General features: G+C 37.3%; 18 protein-coding genes. 10 read left to right on the top strand and 8 right to left on the bottom strand.

Annotated features, from left to right (window positions below; genetic code table 11):
- Nucleotides 1–21 precede the first annotated feature (21 nt).
- Entirely contained in the window at nt 22–576 is a 555-nt protein-coding gene (locus I9192_RS12935; protein WP_005032115.1) for a TetR/AcrR family transcriptional regulator, read from the bottom strand.
- 89 nt (nt 577–665) lie between these two features.
- Here I9192_RS12935 and I9192_RS12930 point away from each other — a divergent pair, with 89 nt between their 5' ends.
- Together I9192_RS12930 and I9192_RS12925 are read left to right on the top strand one after the other, a co-directional pair.
- A complete protein-coding gene (locus I9192_RS12930; RefSeq protein ID WP_005032113.1) occupies nt 666–1,412 on the top strand; it encodes an SDR family oxidoreductase in 747 nt (248 codons plus the stop codon).
- A 74-nt stretch (nt 1,413–1,486) separates the two neighbouring features.
- Nucleotides 1,487–2,080 (top strand): 2-hydroxychromene-2-carboxylate isomerase, encoded by a 594-nt coding sequence (locus I9192_RS12925; protein ID WP_005032111.1) that lies wholly within the window; start codon nt 1,487–1,489, stop codon nt 2,078–2,080.
- 202 nt (nt 2,081–2,282) lie between these two features.
- Here the strand turns inward: I9192_RS12925 and I9192_RS12920 are convergent, their stop codons facing one another.
- Nucleotides 2,283–3,200, bottom strand: coding sequence for an AEC family transporter (locus I9192_RS12920; RefSeq protein WP_005032109.1), 918 nt, complete (start codon nt 3,198–3,200; stop codon nt 2,283–2,285).
- A gap of 137 nt (nt 3,201–3,337) precedes the next feature.
- Between I9192_RS12920 and I9192_RS12915 the strand changes: the two genes are divergently transcribed.
- The 3 genes from I9192_RS12915 (at nt 3,338) to I9192_RS12905 (ending at nt 5,109) form a co-directional block, all read left to right on the top strand.
- Entirely contained in the window at nt 3,338–4,210 is an 873-nt protein-coding gene (locus I9192_RS12915; RefSeq protein ID WP_010591068.1) for a LysR family transcriptional regulator, read from the top strand.
- A gap of 56 nt (nt 4,211–4,266) precedes the next feature.
- On the top strand, nt 4,267–4,689 hold the full coding sequence (locus I9192_RS12910) for a hypothetical protein (RefSeq protein ID WP_005032105.1): 423 nt from the start codon (nt 4,267–4,269) through the stop codon (nt 4,687–4,689).
- Nucleotides 4,690–4,770: 81 nt separating this feature from the next.
- On the top strand, nt 4,771–5,109 hold the full coding sequence (locus I9192_RS12905) for an immunity protein Imm33 domain-containing protein (RefSeq protein ID WP_005032102.1): 339 nt from the start codon (nt 4,771–4,773) through the stop codon (nt 5,107–5,109).
- 579 nt (nt 5,110–5,688) lie between these two features.
- On the opposite strand, the gene exaC is transcribed toward I9192_RS12905, so the two are convergent.
- Nucleotides 5,689–7,200, bottom strand: coding sequence for an acetaldehyde dehydrogenase ExaC (gene exaC / locus I9192_RS12900; RefSeq protein WP_005032100.1), 1,512 nt, complete (start codon nt 7,198–7,200; stop codon nt 5,689–5,691).
- Nucleotides 7,201–7,558: 358 nt separating this feature from the next.
- Between exaC and I9192_RS12895 the strand changes: the two genes are divergently transcribed.
- Complete coding sequence (locus I9192_RS12895) at nt 7,559–8,740, top strand: sigma-54-dependent transcriptional regulator family protein (RefSeq protein ID WP_005032098.1); 1,182 nt, start codon at nt 7,559–7,561, stop codon at nt 8,738–8,740.
- A 51-nt stretch (nt 8,741–8,791) separates the two neighbouring features.
- Here I9192_RS12895 and I9192_RS12890 read toward each other — a convergent pair whose 3' ends face one another.
- The 3 genes from I9192_RS12890 to mdh form a co-directional block, all read right to left on the bottom strand.
- Nucleotides 8,792–9,754: an alpha/beta hydrolase gene (locus tag I9192_RS12890; protein WP_005032096.1), complete on the bottom strand. Its 963-nt coding sequence runs from the start codon at nt 9,752–9,754 to the stop codon at nt 8,792–8,794.
- Nucleotides 9,755–9,846: 92 nt separating this feature from the next.
- Nucleotides 9,847–10,689, bottom strand: a complete 843-nt coding sequence (locus I9192_RS12885; RefSeq protein ID WP_004824278.1) for an SDR family NAD(P)-dependent oxidoreductase — start codon at nt 10,687–10,689, stop codon at nt 9,847–9,849.
- A 205-nt stretch (nt 10,690–10,894) separates the two neighbouring features.
- Complete coding sequence (gene mdh, locus I9192_RS12880) at nt 10,895–12,067, bottom strand: iron-dependent methanol dehydrogenase (RefSeq protein WP_005032094.1); 1,173 nt, start codon at nt 12,065–12,067, stop codon at nt 10,895–10,897.
- A 672-nt stretch (nt 12,068–12,739) separates the two neighbouring features.
- Here mdh and I9192_RS12875 point away from each other — a divergent pair.
- Nucleotides 12,740–13,858, top strand: coding sequence for an OmpW/AlkL family protein (locus I9192_RS12875; protein ID WP_005032093.1), 1,119 nt, complete (start codon nt 12,740–12,742; stop codon nt 13,856–13,858).
- 148 nt (nt 13,859–14,006) lie between these two features.
- On the opposite strand, the gene I9192_RS12870 is transcribed toward I9192_RS12875, so the two are convergent.
- Nucleotides 14,007–15,542: an acetyl-CoA C-acetyltransferase gene (locus I9192_RS12870; RefSeq protein ID WP_005032091.1), complete on the bottom strand. Its 1,536-nt coding sequence runs from the start codon at nt 15,540–15,542 to the stop codon at nt 14,007–14,009.
- A 225-nt stretch (nt 15,543–15,767) separates the two neighbouring features.
- On the opposite strand from I9192_RS12870, the gene I9192_RS12865 reads away from it, so the two are divergent.
- The 3 genes from I9192_RS12865 to I9192_RS12855 all read left to right on the top strand — a co-directional run bounded on the left by I9192_RS12865 (nt 15,768) and on the right by I9192_RS12855 (nt 19,534).
- Nucleotides 15,768–17,159 carry a 3-oxoacyl-ACP reductase gene (locus I9192_RS12865; protein WP_005032088.1) on the top strand — a complete coding sequence of 464 codons (1,392 nt, stop codon included), beginning with the start codon at nt 15,768–15,770 and terminating at the stop codon, nt 17,157–17,159.
- 181 nt (nt 17,160–17,340) lie between these two features.
- Entirely contained in the window at nt 17,341–18,195 is an 855-nt protein-coding gene (locus I9192_RS12860) for a MaoC family dehydratase (protein ID WP_005032086.1), read from the top strand.
- A gap of 76 nt (nt 18,196–18,271) precedes the next feature.
- Entirely contained in the window at nt 18,272–19,534 is a 1,263-nt protein-coding gene (locus I9192_RS12855) for a serine hydrolase domain-containing protein (RefSeq protein ID WP_005032083.1), read from the top strand.
- A gap of 14 nt (nt 19,535–19,548) precedes the next feature.
- Here I9192_RS12855 and I9192_RS12850 read toward each other — a convergent pair whose 3' ends face one another.
- Nucleotides 19,549–20,133, bottom strand: a complete 585-nt coding sequence (locus tag I9192_RS12850; RefSeq protein ID WP_005032081.1) for a TetR family transcriptional regulator — start codon at nt 20,131–20,133, stop codon at nt 19,549–19,551.
- Nucleotides 20,134–20,176 lie beyond the last annotated feature (43 nt).

The following is a 20,176-nucleotide window of genomic DNA, read 5'->3' as shown; positions in this document are numbered from 1 at the left end:
ACACGTGGTTTATACTGTAATTTATAACATTGCCTGTATCGCTTTTTTACTCGACTCTAAAATGATCAATTTAATGTTTTCATCAGCGATACTGCGTGCCATTAGAATCGCACCCACCAATTGACATAAAACGCTCCAAGCTTTTTCTTCACTGCCTAAATGTTTCGAAAATAGCGCATGTCCGCGCTGTAATTCTTTTTGATAAAGTTGTTTAATTTCTAGATCTGAACGGGAAATTTCAGTGGCTAAGGCAGGTAAAATACATCCATACTCAGCGTGTTCAACATGTGAAACTGTGAGATATCGATTCAATTCGAACTCTAGCCATTGTTCTGCTTGGTCATAAGGGTTATTTTCCCATTTTTCGATACTGTCTTTCAGTTCATTTTCAACAAGTGCTTTAAATAAATCCTGTTTGGATGAGAAGTGTGAATAGAACGCTCCGCTTGTCACACCTGCAGCTTTCATGAATCCATCTATACCAGTTACGGCAAAGCCATTCTTTTTAGCGAGTTGTCCACTAATTTCAAGAAGTTGCTTTCTTTTTTCTGCTTTATAGCCGGATTGGTATCGCATAGTTTTACATCAATCTTTTCTTGACCTTGTTTTAAAACTATAACATAGTAATCGTTATAATAACGATCGTTATGTAAAAGGGTGATATTATGCAAGCTCATAGTCAAGGACAAAGTAATAAAGTCGCGCTAGTCATTGGTGCTGGAGATGCAACAGGAGGTGCGATTGCCAAGCGCTTTGCCCGGGGCGGTTATATCAGTTGTATGACCCGTCGTAATGCGGAAAAGTTACAACCGCTGATCGATGAGATCGAGGAAGCAGGTGGGCGAGCCTATGGTTTTGCTTCAGATGCACGAAAGGAAGAACAAGTTATTAAATTGATTGAAGATATTGAAAATAATATAGGACAAATCGAGGTGTTGGTTTTTAATATTGGTGCAAATGTGCCTTGTAGTATTCTTGAAGAAACAGCACGTAAATATTTTAAAATTTGGGAAATGGCATGTTTTGCTGCTTTTTTAACTGGACGTGAAGTTGCAAAGCGTATGGTTACACGACAACAGGGAACCATTATATTTACTGGCGCAACAGCAGGTTTGCGTGGCGCTGCATATTTTTCTGCATTTGCTGGGGCAAAGCATGCACTTCGAGCGCTTGCACAAAGTATGGCTCGTGAACTTGGTCCACAAAATATTCATGTGGCGCATGTTGTTGTTGACGGTGCAATTGATACCGATTTTATCAAAAATTCTTTTCCACACATTTATGAAAAGAAAGATCAAGATGGTATTTTAAATCCTGAACACATCGCTGAGAATTATTGGCATATTGCTCAGCAACCACGAGATTCATGGACACATGAATTGGATTTAAGACCTTGGATTGAGAAGTGGTAAGTCACTTTCTAGAAGAAAGTTTGATCAAGGGATTTTTAAAATAATAAGCCGAGTAGGCTAAAGGATGATAGAACATGAAACAGATTGAATTTTACTTTGATCTAGGAAGCCCATACAGCTATCTTGGTTTTTATCAGATTCAAAAAATTGCAAAGCTACATCAAGCACAGATTGTATGGAAACCGATATTACTCGGTGGCGTATTTAAAGCGACAGGGAATAGTAGCCCCATGACTGTGCCTGCCAAAGCACGTTATTCGATGGTTGATATGCAACGGTGGTCAAATCTCTGGGATATTTCAATACAAATGAACCCATATTTTCCAATAAATACGCTGAATTTGATGCGCATAATTACTGCGGTCCAGCTTTATCGCCCTGAATGTTTTTTGACAGTACTGAATGCTTTATTTGATGCGATGTTTGGGCATCCACAAAATTTAAATGATATTGATGTATTAATGAATTTGATTGAATCTCTTGGCTTTAGTGCTGAACAGGTGCAAATATGGCTATCTGATGATCAAGTTAAAATGCAACTGAAGCAAATCACAGAAGAAGCAATCGAATGCGGTGTGTTTGGTGCACCTACATGGTTTGTAGGGAAAGAAATGTTTTGGGGTGTCGATCATCTCCATTTTGTTGAAATGGAATTGAATCAACAATAAGCTTATCATTTGGGCTAAATTAATATTTGATGAATTAACCACTTCAATGAAGAAATTACATTGTTTCGTTTTTTGCTAAAAGTGCTGTAATTAACCACAGCACTTTTTATTGGTAATTGAGTAGGCTTTAAAATATTTTATACAAGTTAGAAGTTCTTTTTTCATATTGAGTAGATCAAACTCAGAACCTGTTGTTCAACTGCTAATGATAAAAATACTGCAATAAACTCAAAATTAACGCCAAACTAAATACAGACAATACCGTTTGCATACTGATGGTTGCAGCCATTAGTTGATAATCACCATTTAATAATTTTGTTAAAATATAAGCAGATGATGCCGTTGGAATCGAAAAGAAGATCATAATGGCAATGACTGCTGAAGCATTAAATGCAAATAATTGCATCATGATAAATGCCAGTAGTGGAATAACCAATAATCTGATTAGGCTAATGATGAACGATTTTTTCAGATAATATTTGAGCGTTGTAAATTGTATTGCTGTTCCAACACATAACAGTCCTAGCATGAGACTACTGCTGGAAAAAGCGCTGAGTAAATTCGCAAACCCTGACCAAATTGGAATATGTAGGACGTTAAATGCGATGCCAAAAATACATGAGCTAATTAATGGATTTTTGATTAAAGATAAAAAGATAGCTTTAATGTTTAACTCATTTTTAGGGCTCAATGAAAGAATGGAAATGACATTAACCGCAGGAATTGCAATTGCCAGAATATTGACCAATATGCTTTTGATTTCAGGATTATCTAAACTTGTCGCAATGGATAAACCCAAATAGGTATTAAAACGAATCAAGCTCTGTATATACACTCCAATTTGTGCCACAGGTGTATGATTCAATTTTGCAAATAAATAGACAGTGACGACGATCAGCGCCATTATTAAAAAAATCATAGCTAAAATACTATGCAGATGTCCCATATTCATATCTGCATTGGCAAGAGAGCTAAATAACAAGGCTGGAAATAAAATATAGTAGTTGAGCTTTTCTGCACCATTCCAGAATTTTTCATCAATTGTGCCAGATTGGAATAGATAAAAACCTAAACCAATTAATGCAATGGATGGAAACAGAATTTGAATCATTTGCAACATGCTGAATGCTCTATACAAAATTAGCCGAACAAGTGATTTAGATATCAGTTTAGGCGCGACGTATGTAACTTTAGATAAAGAATATGACTTATGTCGATTCATGGTAAAATGAGTTTTTACTCATGGATAGAGTAGCCATGACATTTACCCAACTCAGCATCTTTGCCATGCTGGCTGAACAAAAAAGCTTTACAGGGGCAGCACAACGCTTGCAAATCACTCAGTCTGCAATATCACATGCAATTAAAGGTTTGGAGCAAGAGTGGGCTGTAACACTTTTTTATCGCAATCATAATGAAGTTGAGCTGACTGAAGTAGGGATTAGGCTTTTAGTTCATGCCAAAGAAATTCTAAATACATCTAATCTTTTAAAACAAGAAATCTCTGACATACATGGTTTTCATTCAGGAACATTGAGAATTGGATCATTCGGTGCATCTTCTTCTAATGTACTCATTCCCTTAATATTAGAGAAATTTAGTTTGCAGTTTCCAAATATTGAAGTGTTTATCAAAGAGGGAACTGACAAAGATATTTCACAATGGATTCATGATCGTACAATTGATGTGGGTTTTGTGGTATTGCCTGAAGAACGTTTTGATACTTTTCCAGTAATTGAAGATATTTTTATTGCCCTCATTCCCAAGTCAAATCCATTGGCTCAACACAGTGCAGTGAGATTAAATGAACTGGTTGAATATCCTTTTTTAATGACCTCTGCGGGGAGTCAGAATCACGTGACTGAGATGTTTAGAAAAGCAAATTTAAGTCCAAAGATTAAAAGCTATTTTTCTCAAATTTTAACCATTATTAATATGGTGAATAATAATGCTGGTGTATCAATTGTTGCAGATATGGCGCTAAATAAGGATTTGATGACTCTTTTTCCAAATGTACAAAAGATGCCGTTGTCTCCAAATGTTAAGCGATCTATAGGTTTGGCTGTAAAAAATAAAAAGCAAATCAGTCCAATTGCGCAAGCGTTTATTGATATTGCTCAGACGGTTTAACAGGTTTTTGAAACTAAAAATCTCTTTGGATGTTTTTGCAAAAAATAGGTAGAAAGATGATGGCTCAATTGTTCTATAAATTATTAGAACAACCAAAAAAAGCATTTATATTTTGCCTGATTATTGCCAATCTTTGTTTATGGGCAATTGGTTTTATCAAAGGTTTTGAGGTTTTATGGGTACTTGGCTTTCTTTTTTTTACTGCTTTTTCTGCATTTTTTATGTCTTTGGTATTGGCTGATACCGTAGAAAAAAAGTTTAGCTATAAAATATACTTTCAATTATTTTTTTATGGATTATTTTTTATTTTATATTTGGCATTGAACAAATATAAAACACTTGGTGAGCAGAACTTCTATACGCAACGTATTTTCATGTTTCTGGTTGTATTTTTAACCATGTTATTGATGTTGAATTTAAGAGCAACGTTAGGCTATAGCTTTGAAAGCATAAAATTATTGTGGCGTAAATATAGATAAAGCAATGAATAGCATTATCGTAGCGTTACTGTTTTATAAGCAAAAAAGTGTGTGTTAATAAGAGTTTATGGATTTTGATCTATGCATTTAGAAGATTTACAAAAACAAATTTGTGAGAAATATAATTCAGAATATATCCCGCTTGATGATATGGAGATGGTGGCTTTTGCAATGCAAAGTTTAGGTCAACAACCAATTTATGCAGTACGTATGGTTCTTGAAAAAGAGGAAAATGTATCTTGGTTTATTCATTGTGGTGAATATTCTTCAGCGTCTGATTTTTATCAAGCGATGCATGTATCTCATTTGCATCAATACTTACCTGAAATTTTACCTTATTTGGCGCTTGAACCAGGTTTTCAGGTGATTATTGATAAACATGGTTATGAAGATGTTTGGTTAAATCCTATAGCTCAATAAGCTGAGTTCGATAAAAATTTTTGATGAAAGATGATACAGCCAAACCGCCTGATTATTCATACAAGTGATTTGGATGATTCATTTATTTTGTACTTTTGAATCATAGATGGTTTTGCTATCGTGAGGCGACATGGATGTCGCCATGTTGAGCGGGGGTATGAGGATGTACCCCTCGCTCAACGAAAGATTTTTGTCACTTTTCATCTCTGAAAAGTGAGGCATCGTCTACGCAAAACAATTTAAACTTTAGAAGTAAAGCATGGCAGTGTAAGCTTTAGATCATCAAACAATCTATTGATCGCTTTCATTTTATTGATCAAGAGAAATGAAACGCTATTGATGGTTGCGCTTGCGGAGCTCCGCTCCTTATCCTAAAATTGGATGAAAACGCAGCAAGACTCCATGGAGATTTATTATTTTTTCAATGAGTTAGAGATTTAATTACATCGAACTCAGGTTAAATAAAATAATAACTGTTTAAGCTAAAATGATGATTAAACCTGTATAAATATTTAAATCATGTAATTAAAAAAGCGAACCGTAGTTCGCTTTTCTATGAATCAAAACCAAGCTAAGAACTTAGAAGAAACCCATTGCTTTGGTTGAGTAGCTCACCAATAAATTTTTGGTTTGTTGATAATGATCTAACATCATCTTGTGATTTTCACGACCAATACCTGATTTTTTATAACCACCAAATGCAGCATGGGCAGGATAGATATGGTAGCAGTTGGTCCATACACGACCCGCTTCAATTGCACGACCTGCACGGTAAGATGTATGCGCTGAACGTGACCATACACCTGCACCTAAGCCATACATGGTATCGTTGGCAATTTTGATTGCATCATCATAATCTTTAAAGGTTGTAACCGACAATACAGGTCCAAAAATTTCTTCTTGGAAAATTTTCATGCTGTTGTCGCCTTTAAAAATCGTTGGCTCAATATAGAAACCTTGTCCAACTTCTTGGCGATCTCCACCACCTGTAAGCAGTTGTGCACCTTCAGCACGACCTGTTGCAATACAACCCAGAATTTTATTTTGTTGTTCTTCAGAAGCTTGTGCACCAATCATGGTGTCTGTATCTAAAGGATGACCTGTCTTGATACGTTTTACACGTTCGACTGCCAATTCCAAGAATTTATCAGCGATACTTTCTTGAACCAATGCGCGAGATGGACAAGTACACACTTCACCTTGGTTCAATGCAAACATTGCAAAACCTTCAAGTGCCTTGTCTAAATAGTCATCATCTTTATCCATCACATCTTCAAAGAAGATGTTTGGAGACTTACCGCCGAGTTCAAGCGTAACAGGAATAATATTTTCGGTTGCATATTGCATAATCATTTGTCCAACAGCAGTTGAACCTGTAAATGCAATTTTAGCAATGCGTGGATTGGTAGCCAGTGGACGACCTACTTCAACACCGTAACCATTGACAATATTGAGTACACCTGGCGGTAAAATATCTTGAATCAGTTCAGCAAGCACCAAAATACTCGATGGTGTTTGTTCAGCAGGTTTTAAAACAATACAGTTACCTGCTGCAAGTGCAGGTGCAAGCTTCCATGCAGCCATGAGAATTGGGAAATTCCATGGGATAATCTGACCCACTACACCCAAAGGCTCGTGGAAATGATAGGCAATCGTATCTTCATCAATCTCAGATATGCCACCTTCTTGAGCACGTAAACAACCTGCAAAATAACGGAAGTGGTCAATCGCCAAAGGAATATCCGCGGCAAGTGTTTCACGAATTGGTTTACCGTTTTCCCAGGTTTCAGCAACTGCCAATAACTCTAAATTTTCTTCTAAACGATCTGCGATTTTTAACAGTAAATTAGAACGTGTTGTTGAAGATGCTTTGTTCCAAGAGGCTTTCGCTTTATGTGCTGCATCTAAGGCAAGTTCGATGTCCTCAGCGGAAGAACGTGGAATTTTAGTAAAAGCTTTACCATCTACGGGTGAGATATTGTCAAAGTATTGACCTTTGACGGGTGCTACCCATTTGCCATCAATGAAGTTTTCATATTGAGCTTTAAACTGAACCTTTGAACCAGGTTGGTTTGGATCGACATAACGCATAAGAGTATCCCTTTACTTATTTTCATGATCATTCATGATTTGCTGGATATTGCATGTATGAACAGTGATTGTTTACATGATAGCTTGAGCATAGAGAGTCAAAGGTAGGAGAAAGGTTGGATGAAAATCTAAAGAAATTTGCGCTATGATTTAATTTTTGAAAGTGTTTTCTTGTTTGTTGAAAAGCAGCTAAATATTGATAAAAAAGATTTTATTCTAACGCTTTGGTATTAGTTGTGTTGACCAAGGTGAATGTAAAGATGATAGTGTGCTAGAGTGATTTATAAGCAGTTCCGTTGGATAAAAATAACAGAAGGGAATCGGATATTTTTGGACAAATTACAGAGGAATGTAGCGTATGTTAAGCCAACAAGAGTTAGCACATAAACGAAGTTTAATCGAACAGTTACGTCAAAGCAGTAGTTTGTCTTTAAAACATGCTGATCAACTTGGACAGAGTATTTTAAGTTCATGGCAGCGCTCTAATTCAGCTGCAATTCCTAAAGATCGTGAAGCTGCACCTTTAATGAGTGTCAAGCAAGAACGTAAAACTGTATTAGAAAGAGCGATTGAACATTGCAGTGATGAGTTGACGCATATTGCGGAACAATCTGCAATGGTCGCTGCTGTGGGTGATATAGGTAGTACCATCATTTGGTCGGCTGCTAGTGGTCAAATGCGTAATGCAGCAGAACGCGTGCATTTTATTGCAGGGGGACAATGGCGAGAGGATTTGGTTGGAACCAATGCCTTGGCACTTTCATTGAAAACCCAGCAATCGAGTTGCGTGTTTTCTAACGAACACTTTATGTCTTCTGTACATGATTGGGTATGTTATGCATCACCGATTATAGATCCATATTCCAAACAAGTTTTGGGTGTCATTGATCTTTCGACTACATGGAACTATCACAACAGTTTGGGTTTATTGGCTGCTGAACGTTGTGCTTCAATTATCCAATCTGCATTACTTGAATTTCAACAACAACATTTATTTATTCGTGCCTTCGCTGTTCCGCAAGTTTTATTCAATGGCAAAATTGTGGTCTTGACGCCACGTCAAATCGAGATTTTGACTATACTTGCATTATGCCCCCAAGGTATGAATTTGGAAAATTTACATCAAGCTTTATATGGCGAGCGTAAAGTCAGTGTGGGTACTTTAAAAGCTGAAATGTCTCAATTGAGAGATATTTTAGGGGGCATGTTAGGGTCACGACCTTATCGTTTGTTGGCTCATGTTGAAGCTGACTTTTTACAAGCTGAAAATGCATTGGATGCAGGATATATCGAATCTGCATTAAAATTATGCAAAGGCGTTTTTTTAGCTAAAACAGAAAGTCCGTTTTTATCTGCTTGGCGAGATTGTTTGGAATCACGATTGAGTGAAGCAATTTTTAAAGCCAATGAAACAGATGTATTACTGAAACATTTGGCGCATTTCCCCGAGGCAATCGATGCGGTGGAGCGCTTGATTGAGTTAACACCAGTAGGGCACCCAGCCCATCAGATGCTCATGAAATATAAAGATGAGCATTGATTGGCAAGTTCTGAGTGCATCATCAAACAAAAGGTGATGAACTCATTCAGCTTAACTCTGTTTTTGCGTAAGCCATGCAAACAGTTGCTGGTAGACTTCAGCTCTGACTGGCGGTGCAGATAAAACTAAATCATGTAAACCATTCTGTATGGTCATCACATTAACATCACCTTGGATTTTGTTGGCATATTTGATGATGTCTTTCACTTCTAAAATGACATCTGTAGACTGTGCATCCTGATTAAATTTTTTAGGATACGTGGTTTTATGTGAATGCATAATTAAACTCGGTATATTGAGGCGTACACCATGATGAATTTCTTTTTGCGCTTCAAAAATTGCATGGACAAAGCTTAAATACACTTTCGGATAAGTTTTCTTTTTCCACTCTAAACTAAAGTTCCATTCGCCTTGCAAATCTTGATGCAAACTGGTGACATACCATTTATTTAATTCACTTGGGAATTTTAAATTGGGTAAACGTTTACCCAATGCACTGAGTCTTGGAAGTGCCAGTTTCTTTTTCCAAGAGGGCATATTGAAGTCATAAAATGGGCTGTTACACCATAAAGCATGAAGGAGTGGGTGTTGTGGGTTGTGGGCAGCATATAAGGTTGCAATCAAGCCACCTGTCGAATGTCCTGCCAAAACAATCTCTGTATGACCTTCTTGCCCAATTATTTCTAATGCTTGAGCTATTTCTGCATCATATTCGTTCAGATTTAACACATAGTAATATTTTTGATGAGGGAGATGAGAACGTCCATATTTTCTTAAATCAAGCGCATAAAAGTCATAACCATGCTGGTTGAATTGCTCTGCCATCTCAGTTTGAAAGAAATAGTCAATAAACCCATGAATATACAGTACGGCTTTCTGTGTAGATTGAGCTGCTTGCTTGCGAACTAGAGTTGCGGTGACTTTACCATCATAATCATCAGGAAAATTTAAAGTCAGTTGTTCATAACCTGCACCAAGAATATCTGCTTGGTATTGTGGAATTTGAGTGGTCATGGTGAATTCCTGTATATTTATTTAATTAGAGCCTGTTAACACTTCATAGATGCTTAGATGAAATGTCAACAGACTTTTATAAAATCCCAAAATTACAAATAGTCTTTTACAAGATGATAAGAGACATCATATAGTTTTTGAGCAAGTTGCATATTTTTCGCTTTTGCTGAACGAAAAGCAGGCGTTTGCAAACTCGCATATTCACCATTACGTTTTGACCATGATGGATCAAATGCAATTTTTTTGATTAATTCAGCAGGCTTTGAGGGTGGAATGAGTCCAAGCTTGATGATGGCATATTGCCATTTTGGCAGTTCGCGATAAATTTCTGAATCTACTCCACCTGGATGTAGTGCATTGCTGGTGACATTGGTTCCTTGTAGTTGTTGGGCAAGAATATTGCTGAATAATAAATTAGCAAGTTTACTGTTTGCATAACTCAATACACCATTATATTTTTTAATTTGATCCGCTTTAAAAATTTCTGGTTTGATATTGCCTAATACGTGCATCATAGATGCTAAATTGATAATGCGCCCTTGTTCTGACTTTTGGACAAGCGGAAGCAGTTTAAGTGTCCATAAGAATGGACCGAGAAAATTCACACCAATCTGCTTTTCAAAACCGTCTTCTGTTGCTTCGAGTTTCGGTGTCATCATACCTGCATTATTCACCAATACATCTATTTTAGGATATTTAGAAATAATTTCATTTGCTGTCGCATTGATTTGCTCCAGACTATTCAGATCAAGGGTAATATGATCGACTTGACCTGTGCCAAAAGATTGTAAGTATTGTTGAGCTGCTTGAGCTTTTTCAGGATTACGGCAGGCAAGAATAACGTGATGACCTTCTTTGACAAATGTTTCTGCAGTTGCGAGCCCAATCCCTGTATTTGCACCAGTGATGATGATGGTTTTGATTGTTGTTGTCATTGCTGAAATAATCCGCTTATGTTTTAAGCATCATAGACAGGGTTGTTGATCTTTTCAATGTTTATGACAATCAGTATTGTCACATTTAGGTTAAAATTAAAAAAGGACATAAAAAAAGGAATATTGTCGAAACAATATTCCAGAACACAACATGGGCTAACAAAAAAAGCTGTTAGCTAAAGTAGTAAAGTGAAATACAAATGAATTACATTGCAGATTCGAAGATCGCAATCACTTGAGCATCAGTTGCTTTACGTGGATTTGTTAACATACAGGCATCTTTTTGAGCATTTGATGTCATCACAGCATGATCTTCAGCTTTAACTCCCAGTTCTGCTAAACCAGATGGAATACCAATGGATGCTGATAATTCACGGATTGCATCAATTGCAGCAAAAGCAGCTTCAGTGGTGGTTAATCCGTCTGTATTCACACCCATTAACTGTGCAATTTTTGCATAACGATCAGGGCAGGCGATTAAGTTAAATTCACATACGTGTGGCAATAAAATCGCATTACATACGCCGTGCGGAAGATTATAAAAACCGCCAAGTTGATGCGCCATTGCATGTACATAACCGAGAGAGGCATTGTTGAAAGCCATACCCGCTAAATATTGTGCATATGCCATTGCATCACGCGCTTCGATATTTTCACCATTCGCCACCGCTGGACGCAACCATTCACTGATCATTGAAATTGCTTTTTCTGCACAGGCATCTGTAATTGGGTTTGCAGCAGTAGATACATAAGCCTCTACAGCGTGGGTCAGTGCATCCATACCAGTTGCAGCTGTTAAAGCGGCAGGTTTTGCAATCATCAGTTTAGGGTCATCAATTGCAACAAGTGGGGTACAACGCCAGTCGACAATTGCCATTTTAACATGGGTATCTGTGTTGGTAATAATACAGAAACGAGTCATTTCAGAAGCTGTCCCTGCTGTTGTATTAATTGCAACAAGCGGAGTCATTGGTACTTTACTTTGATCAATCCCTTCATAATCACGGATATGACCACCACCAGCTGTAACTAGACCAATCCCTTTTGCACAATCGTGAGATGAACCACCACCCAGTGAAACGATAAAGTCACAACCGTTTTCATTATACTCATTCACACCATTGTGAACGTTAATATCTGTAGGATTTGGTTCTGCGCCTGGGAATACGTGACTTTCTACACCTGCTTCCTTGAGATATCCAACAATAATGTCAGCAACGCCAAATTTGAATAAACCTGCATCAGTAACGATGAGCGCTTTCTTCGCCCCTAAATTTTGAGCTTTTGTACCGACTTCTTTGGCACAGCCAGGTCCAAAAAGTGATACACAAGGGATATAAAAACCGTTTGTTTGGTCTGCAATATTTTTAAAAGCCATGGTGCGATTCCTTCTACCATTGTTATTTCATGTTTCCAATAGGTGTTGTTCACCTTGAGATTGAGTATCAATATTGCAGACCAGATTGCATACCTACTAAAAACCTACCAAACACCCAGCTATCTTTTTTCTAAATAAAATGATGATTTATATGGTTTAAAAAAAGATATAAAGTTTTTCTTTATAATCTTACAGACCAAAATTAGCGAGTTTGAATTAAAACAAGTCAAAATGATCAAAAAACAATTTTATTTGGCATTTTTTGTTTTGACAGAGGGTGAAATGTCAAATAAATGAATATTTATCTTATATTTTTACAAGATAGAAAGGAATCTATAAAAAATCATTAAATTCTCACTTTTTGATAATGTGTTGAATTAATATAAAGTGAAATTTTATGTGAGATATTTAATATTTTTATTTTAATCTTTTTTATGGAAAATAGACTTTATAAATATCATATAATTGTTAATTTATGCTAAATGGTAAAATTAATATGTTGTTATAGAAGAAATATTAAAAATTATTTTAAAAAAATAAATAATATAAAAATATCTTTTATCAATTATTGTGAATGTTGTTGATCAGAATTTAAACCATAAATATTGTTTTTTATGTATGTTTTTTAGGCGGACTACCAAGGTTGGGTAATCTCAAATTTAAGGATAAAAAATGAAAAAAACATCTGCTTTAAAAAGAATAGTTATTGCAAGTTCATTATTCGCTATTGCCAGTTTGAGCTCTGCACATGAATACAAACGTTTTTCAGTATCAGCAGGTTGGTTACATGTCATGCCTCAAGGCAAAGCCAATCCATTTAATATTGATACCCGTGTCAAAAATGGTACGAATGCAACGGTCGGCAGTATTTCAACAACCAGTTTTTTAAACTCAGTTGATCCGAATGCGATGGGAAAAGACTTAGGCGGAGTTCCATTCAATCAGAAAGAGGTTTTAACTGAGTTTCTTAATGATGACTTTATGAAGACGTTGTTAACCGATGGTAAGGGGAATATTTTGCCAGAGGTTGCTGGAAGTGCAAATATTCATGGTCTAGAGCATTGGCAGTCAGCAGGTACAGGATTGGAGGCTGATGATGTCGATACCTTGGGGTTAACATTGAATTATTATATTAATGATAATGTTTCATTACAATTGATTGGAGGGATTCCGCCAAAAGTTGATATCAAAGGAAAAGGGGAAATCTTTGCACCAATGACGGGTTTAGCAACTTCACCCAGTGAGCTGGTTGGCATCTTATTCCCCGATGGTATTGATTTAAATCAGGCAATACCAATAACCAATTTAGGCAATAAATCTAAAGCTGCGTCAGTTCGTGCTTGGACACCAGCAGTTGAAGCACAATATCAATTTGGACAAACAGGGGTAAACAAACTTCGTCCATATATTGGTGTGGGATTGATGTATTCACGTTTTACAGATATTAAATTAAATCATCAGATTAACAATGATTTGATTGCAGCTGGGCATATGATTCAGAATGTTATGGATGGAAAGGCAGGGGCTGCCTTAGATGGGAAACCGTCCAGCGCCAATCCTTATGTTCGGGTCAAAACAACTGATGCAATTGCTCCGATCGTGAGTTTGGGGGCGACCTATGACATTGACAGTAATTGGTTTGGGATCGCTTCTGTGTCTTATGCTAAATTAAATAATCAAGCCAAAATAGATGTGATTGATGCCAATACAGGCAATCGTTTAATTCATTCAAAAACCAAAGTAGATATTGACCCCTTAATCACTTATTTAGGGATAGGGTATCGTTTTTAAAATCAACACTATTTTCCCTAAGAATAGTGATGGTTTTAAATGGTTGGCTTCGGCTAACCATTTTTTATAACTTATAAAAATGAACATAAAAAAAGCATCCATTACGGATGCTTTTTTAAATTTGATTATGTTTTAAGATGAATTGAACTTATTTTTCTACAATAGCCGTTACGCCTTGACCACCTGCAGCACAGATTGAAATCAATACACGACCTGAGCCTTTTTGATTAATCAGTTTTGCAGCAGTCGCTAGAATACGACCGCCTGTGGCTGCAAATGGATGCCCAGCAGCTAAAGAAGAACCTTTAACATTAAGTTTGCTACGGTCGATTGAACCCAATGGTACATCTAAACCTAAACGTTCTTTACAGAATTTTGGATCTTCCCATGCTTTTAATGTTGAAAGTACTTGAGATGCAAAAGCTTCATGAATTTCATAGTAATCGAAGTCTTGAAGTTTAATGCCAGCGCGATCCAACATACGTGGAACGGCATAAGCAGGTGCCATCAATAAACCTTCTTTTTTACCAACAAAATCAACGGCAGCAGTTTCGCTGAAGGTTAAATATGCAAGAACTTCATGACCATTGGCTTTTGCCCATTCTTCAGAAGCTAAAAGTACTACAGAAGCACCATCTGTTAGTGGGGTAGAGTTACCAGCAGTCATTGTTGCAACGTCACCTTTACCAAATACAGGCTTGAGTTTAGCTAATTTTTCCACTGAAGAGTCTGGGCGTAAGTTATTGTCTTTGTCTAATCCCATGAATGGTGTGATTAGATCGTCAAAGAAACCTTCTTCATAGGCTTTCGCCATTTTTTGATGTGATGATGCTGCGAGTTCATCCTGAGCTTCACGAGGAATACCCCACTCTAAAGCAGTAATTGCTTGGTGGTCACCCATAGATAAACCTGTACGAGGTTCACCATTTTTTGGCGCGTCCATCAAATCTTTAACATTGATTTTTGCCAATGCTTTAAGACGATCTTTACCTGTTTTTGCAATGTTGAGTTCAAGCAATGCTTTACGCAGACCATCACCAAATGCGATTGGAGCGTCAGATGTTGTATCAACACCACCAGCAACGCCGACTTCAATTTGACCTAATGCAATCTTATTGGCAACCAAAAAAGCAGCTTGTAAGCCAGTACCACACGCTTGTTGAATGTCGTAAGCTGGTGTTTCAGGAGCAAGCTGTGTATTGAGAACACATTCGCGTGTCATGTTAAAATCACGGCTATGTTTTAAAACAGCACCTGCGACAACTTCACCCAAGCGTTGACCCTGTAAGTTGAAACGTTCAACCAAGCCGTTTAAAGCGGCTGTTAGCATATCCATGTTTGAAGCACGGAAATATGGACCATTTGAACGCGCAAAAGGAATACGGTTACCACCGATAATTGCGACACGACGTACAGTGCTTTGACTCATAGTTTTGTCCTGTTGACCAGAAGTTTGAGTTTTAGTAGATGATGGGGTTGCTTTTTTTGTGGTTGATGCAGCACTTTTACTACGTGAAGCTGTAGTTGTAGCACGAGCCGGTTTTTTTGTCGTGCTTGCTGCAGTTGCTGCTACAGAAGTTGTGTTTGCAGTCTTGGTCGTACGAGTACGAGCTTTTGATGTATTTGACACAGATTCTGTTGCAGAATTTTCAACATTTGAATTGTCTTGAGTTGTTTTGCTCATAAGGCTTTTCCAAGCATGTTCGCAATATTCTTAGGGCTTACATTAACATATTCAAGGGTTGCTCGAATTGACTAAAATGACATTTGCATATTCTTTCAGGTCAAGTCATCATTTTGGCAACTCAAGTATGATTTAACAGAAACTTATGGATCATAGATATTACACTGAAGTTTAAAGATAACTTATGATCTATATAAAATTAATTTGAGATGAGAGATAACAAACATGTCTGACCAATACCAAGCATTTGCAAAATCTCCAATTGGTAAATTTGTCATTAAAAATCTAGGCTTACCTTCACCAATTCAATTAGAGCGCTTTGAATCTGCGACGCCTGTGGTAAAGGGTGCTGTGTTGTTTGGTGCAGCACCAAAAGGACATTTTACCAGTGAAATCGCTCAGGTTTTAAGTAACATCCATGCGAATACATATGCAGGTAATAATGCAGAGCTACAGCAAGCCGCTGCAAAATCAGGGTTGAATGTAGGTGCTTTTAACGAAGGTGATAAAGAGTCTAAGTTTAAAGCCGTTGTATTTGATGCATCTGGTATTCAAAATTCAGAACAATTACAAGAATTACACAAATTTTTCAATCCTATTGCACGTCAAATTGCGACTTCTGGTCGTGTTATCGTCATTGGTTTAACACCTGAAACTGCACCAACGATTAAACAGGCGATTGCGCAACGTGCATTAGAAGGTTTTGTTAAATCTGTTGGTAAAGAATTTAAAAAGGGTATCGCTGCTGATCTTATTCTGGTTGATGCAGATGCTGCACAAAACTTGGAGTCAGCGTTACGTTTTGCTATTTCTCCACGTTCAGCTTATGTTTCTGGACAAGTGATTCGTGTTTCTAAAGGTGACCTTGTTGATGTGGATTGGGCGAAACCACTTGCAGGTAAGACCGCGTTAGTGACTGGCGCAAGTCGTGGTATCGGTGAAGCAATTGCACATGTATTGGCGCGTGATGGTGCGCATGTGATTTGTTTAGATGTACCGCCACAACAAACAGATCTAGACCGCGTTGCTGGTGAAATCGGTGGTTCAACTTTAGCGATTGATATTACAGCTGCAGATGCTGGTGAAAAAATCAAAGCTGCTGCAGCTCAGCACGGTGGTTTGGATATTATTGTTCATAATGCCGGTATTACACGAGATAAAACTTTGGCAAATATGAAACAAGAGATGTGGGACCTTGTCATCAACATCAATCTTTCTGCTGCTGAACGTATCAACGATTATTTACTGTCTAATGATGGGTTAAATGCCAATGGTCGTATCGTCTGTGTATCTTCAATTTCTGGTATTGCAGGTAACCTAGGTCAAACCAACTATGCCGCATCTAAAGCAGGTGTGATCGGTTTAGTTAAATTTACAGCGCCTGTACTTAAAAATGGAATTACCATTAATGCTGTTGCTCCTGGTTTTATTGAAACTCAAATGACAGCTGCCATTCCATTTGCAATCCGCGAAGCAGGTCGCCGTATGAACTCAATGAGTCAAGGTGGTTTACCTGTTGATGTTGCTGAAACTATTGCGCTATTTGCTTCTTCAGCTTCTACTGGTTTAAATGGAAATATCGTACGTGTTTGTGGTCAAAGCTTATTGGGTGCATAATCCCTAAAGCAATGTCCTGTTTTAATGTGCAGGAAATGAGAGGTGTGGTTCATTGATGTGAATCAGCCTCTGATTAACTTCTGTATGAAAACACTGCATTTTCTAACTGATAATTCGTGATTTCCAACGTTAGTGTTGGATTTTTTAATATTTAATAAGAATTAATTTGCAAAGGTCTAGTATGAATACTCGCCATTTTAGTCAACTTCCAAAACCATATTTAGCTTATCCAAAAGTCATTCAGGGTTTGGTTTTTAAAAAGCCAAAAGGTGAAAAGGTACTACCGCAAGTTGAATATGTGGTGGACTCATTTAAAATCGATCCAAACCATTTAAAAGCTTATAATGAAGTATGTGGTTTTAAGAACAATGGATATATTCCAGCAATTTATTTGGCTGTTTTATCACAAAGTTTGCAAATGCATATGATGACTTCAGAAGCATTTCCTTTTGCAATTTTGGGTTTGGTGCATATCCGCAACCAAGTAAAACAGACACGTAAAATTGGTGTGAATGAACAGTTAACTTTATCGTGTCAATTTGGTGAATTAAAACCGCATGATAAAGGTGTTCAATTTGATTTTGTAACTACTGCAAAAGTAGGTAATGAGATCGTTATGCAAGGTTTAACCACTTATTTGGCACGTCAAAAAACACAAGGTGTGGTTTCTGAAAAAGCCAAAGAGTCCAAAGAGCCTAATTTCCAAGTCGCTGCGGTATGGGAAGTTTCTGAAAATACAGGTCGTCGTTATGCAATCACATCAGGCGATTTTAATCTGATTCATATTCATGCGTTGACTGCAAAAGCCTTTGGTTTTAAACAAGCGATTGCTCATGGGATGTGGAGTAAAGCAAGAGTTTTAGCGAGTCTGAATTTACCAGATGCTTATGAGGCAGATGTTGTCTTTAAATTACCCATGTATTTACCTTCAACGGTTGAATTCTTGACAGCAACATCAGGCAAAGATACTGATTTTCTGATTCGTAATCAAAAGTCACAAAAACCGCATGTATCTGGTGTAGTGAAAACTTTATAAGATAAAATACAAAGCCTAAGTCGAGATGATTTAGGCTTTTTTAATAAAAAGGCATGAATAAAAATAGGGTAGGAAAATGAGTAGCTTGACGGATATTATTTTTGCAAATACTAAAAATTATCAAGGTTATGTAGATGAGCGTTTTGAAGATCTTGCAATTCAATTTAGCCGTTTACAGGATGGTCGATGTGAAAATGGTGGAGCTGCTTTAACTGTATATTTCCAGCAAGAGAAAGTTATAGATATTTATACGGGGCAGAAATCTCTAACAGAACAATGGAATGAGCATACATTATCTGTTTGTTATTCCACAGGAAAGGGTATTCTTGCGACCTTAGCGCATATTCTCGTGAGTGAAGGCTATTTAGATTACGATACGCCTATTGTAAATTATTGGTCTGAGTTTGGTGAAAATGGTAAACAAAATATGACTTTACGTCATATTCTCAGCCATCAAAGCGGCTTGTATGATATCCGAAATATCATCAACAGCGCCGTGGAAATGGCGGATTGGCAGCATATGCTTAAAGTGCTTGAAAAGGCGACTCCGCGTTTTGCAATAGGTACAGATATTGCTTATCAGGCACTCACTTTTGGTTGGTTGGTTGGAGGTGTATTGGAAAAAGCAACTCAACAGCCACTTACTGTGTTAATGCAAAAATACCTAGTGGAACCACTGCAACTTGATGGTGCATATTTTGGTGTACCTAACACCGAATTAAATCGTGTTGCGCGTTTGATTCAGAAAGCAATACCCGAACAAAAAGCAGAAGGTAAATCAACTAAAAACAAAGCCAAGCAACGCAAACCCTCTTTTTCAGATAAATTGGTGGAATTAACTGGTCAGAATCCGCAAGACTTTTTAGATGCGATGGTGCCAAAAGGAATGCGCGATTTTAGTTTTTTCAGTGATCAAGGATTGCAGGCGATTATTCCAGCAGCCAATGGTGTATTTACTGCAAATAGTTTGGCAAAAGTTTATGCCATGATGGCAAATAAAGGTGTTTGGGATGGAAAAGTATTTATTCGCCCTGAAGTTTTTGCTGAATTAAGTCAAATTCAATCGATTAAGAGAGATCGTGTCATGCCAATTCCGATGAAATGGCGTCTAGGCTATCATCGTGTCATTAGCATGGGGAAGCGTGCAAAACAAGGCTTTGGTCATATTGGTTATAATGGTTCTGGAGCTTGGTGTGATCCGCAGCGCGAACTCAGTTTTGCTTATACCCATAATTTTGCAATTGGTTCAATCACAGGTGACTATCGTCTGTGGGGATTGACTCAGGAAACGCTGCGTTGTGCGGATAAGCTTTTAAAAGGCAGTAAAGGGTGGTTTTAATTGAATCCTTGTTGTTAAAATAATTCCATTTTAAGCACCAACTCTACATGGTGCTTAAAAGAATGATTATCCAATCCTTTTAAACCCAATTCATAAATGCCTTCTAATCCACAGACAAATGCAATAAGCCGCCATGCGATATCTTGGCTTGAACTCGAAGTGGATATCTTGAATTCTTGTTGACCTCTCCCATATTCAATCGTTGTCACTAAAGCAAGATGCCATTTTTCCATTGCGATATTATAGGCTTTTTTAATTTCTTGATCCTGATCAATCAAAACTTCTGCTTCGTTCCATAAACGTAAATAAGGTTGGGTTTGTTCAATATTTTCAATACCGAGTAATAAGCATAAACGTTCGACACTACTCTCTGTGGTAATGAGATTTTCAACTTCATCAAGCTGATCCATTAAAGCGATGAATACCTCTGCTTTTAAGTGTGAGCTGGATTCAAAATGATGATGCACTTGCCCGGTAGAAACTTGGGCTTCACTCGCAATTCGACGTACCGTTAAACCATTTAGTCCATCTTGAAGCGCCAAACGTTTGGCTGCATCCAAAATCATGTTTCGACGTTGCTCGCGATTTAAATAATTCATACTTTGGTTTTCAACTTAATTTACAAAACAGATATTAAACAAA

The organism is Acinetobacter bereziniae (genome assembly GCF_016576965.1).
Lineage (GTDB): Bacteria > Pseudomonadota > Gammaproteobacteria > Pseudomonadales > Moraxellaceae > Acinetobacter > Acinetobacter bereziniae.
The sequence above is the reverse complement of the archived record's forward strand: the minus strand, read 5'-3'. Positions and strand labels throughout refer to the sequence as shown.